At 75.1% G+C, this 6004-nt stretch carries 6 protein-coding genes; 4 read left to right on the forward strand and 2 right to left on the reverse strand.

The genetic code is table 11. The features are described from left to right. On the reverse strand, positions 1–193 hold a 193-nt coding region (locus G446_RS18015; protein ID WP_034470698.1), incomplete at its 3' end, for a transposase. Positions 194–716: 523 nt separating this feature from the next. Between G446_RS18015 and G446_RS18915 the strand changes: the two genes are divergently transcribed. The 4 genes from G446_RS18915 to G446_RS0113115 all read left to right on the forward strand — a co-directional run bounded on the left by G446_RS18915 (position 717) and on the right by G446_RS0113115 (position 5256). Then, positions 717–1688, forward strand: coding sequence for a hypothetical protein (locus G446_RS18915; protein WP_026410475.1), 972 nt, complete (start codon positions 717–719; stop codon positions 1686–1688). 213 nt (positions 1689–1901) lie between these two features. Continuing rightward, a complete protein-coding gene (locus G446_RS0113105) occupies positions 1902–3176 on the forward strand; it encodes a hypothetical protein (protein WP_026410476.1) in 1275 nt (424 codons plus the stop codon). Beyond that, positions 3173–4201: an ABC transporter ATP-binding protein gene (locus G446_RS0113110; RefSeq protein WP_026410477.1), complete on the forward strand. Its 1029-nt coding sequence runs from the start codon at positions 3173–3175 to the stop codon at positions 4199–4201. The genes G446_RS0113105 and G446_RS0113110 overlap by 4 nt, the downstream gene beginning before the upstream one ends. Beyond that, positions 4198–5256 (forward strand): ABC transporter permease, encoded by a 1059-nt coding sequence (locus G446_RS0113115; RefSeq protein ID WP_026410478.1) that lies wholly within the window; start codon positions 4198–4200, stop codon positions 5254–5256. Before G446_RS0113110 ends, G446_RS0113115 begins: the two co-directional genes overlap by 4 nt. 30 nt (positions 5257–5286) lie before the next feature. Here the strand turns inward: G446_RS0113115 and recR are convergent, their stop codons facing one another. After that, positions 5287–5895, reverse strand: coding sequence for a recombination mediator RecR (recR, locus tag G446_RS0113120; protein ID WP_026410479.1), 609 nt, complete (start codon positions 5893–5895; stop codon positions 5287–5289). Positions 5896–6004: the final 109 nt, after the last annotated feature.

The following is a 6004-nucleotide window of genomic DNA, read 5'->3' on the forward strand; positions in this document are numbered from 1 at the left end:
CGTTGCGCCTGTTGGTGCGATGCGGGGTGCGCTCGTAGCGCCCCGCGCCGATCACGGCGGCGGCCTCGGCGTCGACCAGATCCTGCAGCCCGGCCTGGAGCAGGCGGCGGAAGACGTCATCGTGAGCCAGATCCGGGTCGGCAAGGACTTCCCGGATCAGCGTGGACACGGCAGACTGGTTCGTGGCGGGCATCGTGGGTGCACTCCTTGTGAATCTGGCTGAGGAACAGGGCTCCCACGATGCCCGCCGCCCGTGCCGACGACCCCGGGCGGAAGCCCCGCGGGAATTGCCACCACACTAAGAGACGCACCCGGAGGGGCGCCCCCTCTGGGCGCCCCCGGGCGCCGAGAGGTGCACTTCGCACTCGAAAGTGCAGTTCCAACCGTCATTCTCGAGTGCAAAACGCACATTTCGAGTGCGAAATGCACATCTCGGCGAGGAAGCGGGCCGACCCCCTCCCGCCAACCCCGGACGGCTACCGCCCACACCGACCCGCGCCGCCCCCGGCCCGCGGACCACGACTCCCGACGAGGAAGTCGCAGTCCGGGCCCGTCGGAGCCCACCCGAGCCGCCGGGCGCACGGGGAGTTCTGCCCTGCCGCGCACCGGCGTCCTACGGGTACCGTGATCGCGGGGCGCTGGCCGGAATCCGCCGCACCCGCCCCGTCCGCCCGCGCCGAGTCCGCCGCCGCCCGCGCCGAGCCCGAGGAGTCCCCATGCGCCGATTCCCCTCCCTCACGGTCGTCCGCGCCGAACTGCGCCCATGGTGGCGGACCCGTCCCCTCAGGAGCATCGTCCTGGGCTGGTTCCTCGCCATCCTCATAACGGTCCTCCTCCTGCTCATGCCGGTCACCTTCCCGATCTGGGGCTACCTCATCTTCGCCATCGCCTGGGTCTCCGACGACCTCTCGACGACGCGGCTCCTGGCCACCCTCGTCTTCGACATCCTCACCCTCCTGGGCGTCATCGCCGCGCTCGTGGGCAGTCCCTGGATCTCCGCGGGCTCGCGGCGCCCCGCCCCCGGATCGCGGGCCGGCGCTCACGCAGACGCTCCAGAGCAGCCCGCGTCTGACCCCGCCCCCGGATCGCGGGCCGGCGCCGGGGAGCTGCTGCTGGCCGCCTGGGCGCGCTCGCTGGCCGCATGGGCCCCGGTCGCGCCCCTGCTGGCCGCGGCCACGGCCCTGGGGGGAGCCACCTGGTCCGCACTGATCCTGCTCCTGATCTTCCTCACGGCGCTCACCGGCGCCTGGTGCGGCATCGGCCTGGGCGCCGCCGCTCTCGTCCGCAGCGGCGCGGCGGCGCGGGCGCTGGCCCTGGCCGTCGTCGTCCTGCTCGCACTGGGCGGGCCGACCGCCTGGCTGATGAGCGCCGTCGACCACCCGCGGCCCACGGCCACCTGGATCCTGCCCGCCACCAGCCCCGTCGTGGGAATCTCCGACGTCGTGCACCGCTCGACCCGCACGAACCTGTGGGAGATATTCGCCCTCGCCGTCGACGACGCCCGGGTCCGCACCGGCGGCGGGGCGCGGACGGGCCCGGGGTCCGCGCCCATGTGGCCCGTCTGCCTGGGCACGGCGCTCGCCCTGGGCGGCGCCGGACTCGCGCTCTCCGCCCGGCGCGGACGCCGGTGCGAGGATCGCGCCCGTCCCGCCGATGCGGAAGAAGGGGCGGCCGACGCCGGGCGGTAGGGGCGGCCGCCGCCGGGCGGTAGGGGCCGCCGACGCCGGACAGTAGGGGCCGCCGCCGGGCGGTGGGAGCCGCCGACGCGGGAAGCGATTCAACAGACCTCCCGACGTCCGTATGGCCCCCATCCGCCTTCCCGGGCCGGGAGGCGAACACTATCGTCGACATTCGGCGAGTCGCCGCCTCCGCCGCCCCTCCCCCACGTCCCAGGAGCCCCCATGAGCCCAGTCCCCGCCCTCGAGACCGCCCCTGGCGCTCACCGCGGTCGCCCCGCACCGCGACGCCCAGTCCCCGCCCTCGAGGCCGCCCCCGCGCCGCCGCTCATCGAGTCGCCCCCTCCGCGCCGAACCGGCGCCCTCGAGGTCGCCCGCACCGAGCTGACCGCCTGGAGGCGGACCCGTCCCGCGGGGCCGATCGCCGGGGGCTGGGCCTGGGCCGCCGTTCTCGCGGCGATCGTCCTGGCGGGCCCCTACCCCATAGGCGCCCTCATCTGGTGGTCCCTGTACGAATCCGTTGACGCCTCGGGGCACACGGTCACGGCCGTGGAGGCCGGCGCGAGACTGGCCTTCGACGTCGTCACCGTCGTGGTCGCGTGGGCGGCGGTGGGCTGCGGCGCCTGGATCGGGGCGGAGTCGGGGCGGGCGGGGATGGTCGGGGACGCCCGCGCCGCCGGACCCGCCGCGGCCACCGGCACGACCGCCGCGGCCACCGGCACGATCACCGTCGTTCCCGCCGCGGCCACCGGCACGGCCGCCGACCCCGATGCGACCGCGACCGGCCCCGGGGCCCGCGCCCTCGGCGCCCTGCTCGCCGCCTGGGCGCGCTGCCTGGCCGTTTGGAGCCCGGGCGCCGTCGTCCTGGTGATCGCGACCCCCCTGGGCGGAGCGCCCTGGCCCGCGCTGATCCTGCTCCTGGCCTACCTCATCATTCTCAGCGGGGCGGCGTGCGGACTCGGAGCGGGGGCGCGGGCGGTGCTGCCGCACCGGGACGAGGCGGCCCAGTGGCTGGCCCTGCTCCTCGCCGCGGCCCTGACGGTCGCGGGCCCGATCCTGTGGGCGACGGTCCGGCTCGCCCCCGAGCACCGCCCCACCGCCTGGGGCCTGGCGGTCACCAGCCCGCACACCGGCGTCTCCGACATCATGTCCCGCACGGCGCAGACCCGCGTCCTGGGCGCCGCGGCCTCCCTGATCGACGCGGACCGCGGCCCGGCCGGGCCCGGCGGGGCCCGCCGCCCGCCCGCCCACTCCCCGGTGTGGCCGAAGTCCCTGGCCGTCGCCGTCGCCCTGGGCGGCGCCGGCGCCGCGGCGCGCGCCGCAGGACTCCGGCTCGCCGGCCGGGGTCGGACCCGGCGGACCCTGCCCGCGGCCGGGCCCGACGTCGGCGGCGAACTCGACGCCGGCGGCGGGCCCGGCGCCGACCGGTGCGGTCCGCCCCGGGTAGTGCGCCCCAGACGGTTCCCAGCCGACCGGGCGGTCCGTAGCATGAGACCATGAGCATCGAGGTCGCCGGCGTCACCCGCTTCTTCGGATCGACGCGCGCCGTGTGGAATATGAGCATGACGGTGCCCGCCGGCTCCGTCACCGGGCTCGTGGGCCCCAACGGCGCCGGGAAGACGACCCTGCTGCTCATGCTCGCCGCCCTGCTCGCCCCCGACGGCGGCACCATCCGCATCGCCGGACTCGACCCGCTCACCCAGCCGCGCCAGGTCCACCAGGCGGTGGGCTGGATGCCCGACGCCTTCGGCACCTGGGACTCCCTGACCTGCACGGAGATCCTCATGACCTTCGCCACCGCCCAGGGCCTGGACGAGGACACCGGACTCCGCAACACCGCCGAGATGCTCGCCGCCGTCCACCTCGGCGAGATGGCGCGCACCCCCGCCCGGGTCCTCTCGCGCGGGCAGAAGCAGCGCCTGGGCCTGGCCCGCGCCCTGATCCACCGCCCGCAGGTGCTCCTGCTCGACGAGCCGGCCGCGGGCATGGACCCGCGCTCGCGGGCGGAACTGCGCGTCCTGCTGCGCGAGCTCGCCTCCTCCGGCGTCACGGTCCTGGTCTCCAGCCACATCCTGCCCGAGCTGGAGCAGATGGTCGACGGCGTCGTCTTCATGGCCGGCGGCCGGGCGGTCCGCCCGGGCGGGGCCGCGGATGGCGCCGTCAGCCCCGCCGCCCCCGCCGGCGCACCCGAGGACGAGGGCGCCGCCGCACGGGGGGAGGCCTCCGGCGTCGGACCCGACAACGCCCCGGCCGCACCCGACGCCCCGGGCCCCTTCCTCCCCCAGCCGGTGCGCCGCATGTGGCGGATCCGGGCCCTGGACGAGGCCGGCCTGGCCCGGTGGGCGGCGCAGGCCGGCGGGACGGCGGGCGGGGACGGGACGGTGCGCGTTCCCGCATCCGACGACGCCGCGGCGGCGGCCCTGCTGCGCCGGGCCGTGGAGGCGGGGGTGGAGGTCGTGTCCTTCGCCCCCGAGACCGGGTCCCTGGAGGCGACCTACCTGGCGATGGAAGGAGAACGGCGATGAGCTGGACGGCGGTGCGCACGGTCGCGGTGCTGGAGCTGCGTCAGCGGGTGAGGTCGACGCGCTGGCGCGTCATGCTGATCGTGTGGGGCGTCGTCCTGGTGCTGCTGTGCGGGGGCCTGACCGCCCTGGCGGGGATGTCGGGGGGTCGGCATGAGGAGATCGTACCGATCCTGTACGACCTGACGCTCGGCTTCGTGCTGGGGATCGGTCTCATCGTCGCCCCGACCCTGTCGGCGACCTCCATCAACGGGGACCGGGCGGACGCGACCCTGGCCCTGCTGCAGGCGACGGCGCTGCGCTCCCACGAGATCGTCGTGGGCAAGCTCCTGGCGGCGTGGCTGGCGGCCCTGGCGTTCCTGGCCGTGGCGGCGCCCTTCCTACTCGCCTTCACCATGACGGGCGGGGCGAGCTGGACGGCGCTGGTGGGGCACCTGCTCATCCTGGCGGTGAGCCTGGGGGCGGTGTGCGCCATAGGCCTGGGCCTCTCGGCGGCGACGGCGCGCCCCTCGGCCTCGGCGGTGCTGACCTACCTGGTGGTCACGGCCCTCGTCATCGGCACTCCCATCATGATGACGCTCTCGACAACGGCCGTGCACGGGAAGCAGCGCAGCATCGTCTACAGCACGGACTACGACGAGTCGACCAACAACAAGCAGGTCTGCGAGAAGGACCCGGATATCTACACGTCGGATATCGTGCACTGGGAGCGGATCTGGTGGATGCTCGTCCCCAACCCGTTCGTGGCGCTGGGCGACGTCTCCGCCCGCGCCCCCGTGACCGACATCGACCCCCGTACCAGCTACTCGCCGCTGGGAGCGCTGGGGCTGGGCGTGGACACCATGCGCACCCCTCAGCCCGCGGAGGTGGTGTCGTACTACTGCGGCAACAATTCGCACTCGACCGGGGACGACGACGTGAGAAGGCCCGAGCACCTGGTCTTCTGGCCGGCGACCCTGCTGGTGCTCGGGCTCCTCGGCGCCTGGTCCCTGGTCTCGGCGTCCCGGCGCCTGCGCACGCCGGTGCGCACTCTCGCCCGCGGCACGCGCGTGGCCTGAGCCGGGCCGCGGCCCCGGGGTCAGTGGGGGTCAGTCGTCGTCCACCCTCCGGCGCCCCTCGAAGGCGCGTCCGAGCGTGACCTCGTCGGCGTACTCCAGGTCGGAGCCCACCGGCAGGCCGGAGGCGAGCCGAGAGACGGGCACGTCCATGGTCCGCAGCATGCGGGTGAGGTAGGCGGCGGTGGCCTCCCCGACGACGGTGGGGTTGGTGGCGAGAATGACCTCCTCGACGTCCCCGCCCACGCGGGCGAAGAGCTCGCGGATGCGCAGGTCGTCCGGGCCCACCCCGCTGAGGGGGTCGATGGCCCCGCCGAGCACGTGGTAGAGCCCCCGGTACTCGCGGGTGCGCTCAATGGCCACGAGGTCCTTGGGCTCCTCGACCACGCAGATGACGCGCTGGTCGCGCCGCGGGTCGCGGCAGACGACGCACTGCTCGGACTCGGAGATATTGCCGCAGGTCTCGCAGAAGCGGACCCGGGCCTTGACGGCGCGCAGGGCCTCGACGAATCGCTCGACGCGGGCGGCGTCGGCGGCCAGGATGTGGAAGGCCATGCGCTGGGCCGATTTGGGGCCGACGCCGGGCAGCTCGTCGAACTCGTCGATGAGGTCCTGGACGGCGCCCTCGTAGACGGGTGTCATATCAGCGTCCCTCCTGGGTCACGGTGATCTCCTCCAGAACGGTGGCGCCCAGGAGCCGCTTGACGACCTCCAGGCCGACGGCGCCGGCCTCCTCGGCGTCCTCGTCGTC

This window comes from Actinomyces dentalis DSM 19115 (genome assembly GCF_000429225.1).
GTDB lineage: Bacteria > Actinomycetota > Actinomycetes > Actinomycetales > Actinomycetaceae > Actinomyces > Actinomyces dentalis.

What these genes read in the sequence shown, in the direction of transcription:
- recR (WP_026410479.1), bottom strand. Translation starts at nt 5,895, where the DNA reads ATGACACCCGTCTACGAGGGCGCCGTCCAGGACCTCATCGACGAGTTC.
- G446_RS0113115 (WP_026410478.1), top strand. Translation starts at nt 4,198, where the DNA reads ATGAGCTGGACGGCGGTGCGCACGGTCGCGGTGCTGGAGCTGCGTCAG.
- G446_RS0113105 (WP_026410476.1), top strand. Translation starts at nt 1,902, where the DNA reads ATGAGCCCAGTCCCCGCCCTCGAGACCGCCCCTGGCGCTCACCGCGGT.
- G446_RS0113110 (WP_026410477.1), top strand. Translation starts at nt 3,173, where the DNA reads ATGAGCATCGAGGTCGCCGGCGTCACCCGCTTCTTCGGATCGACGCGC.
- G446_RS18915 (WP_026410475.1), top strand. Translation starts at nt 717, where the DNA reads ATGCGCCGATTCCCCTCCCTCACGGTCGTCCGCGCCGAACTGCGCCCA.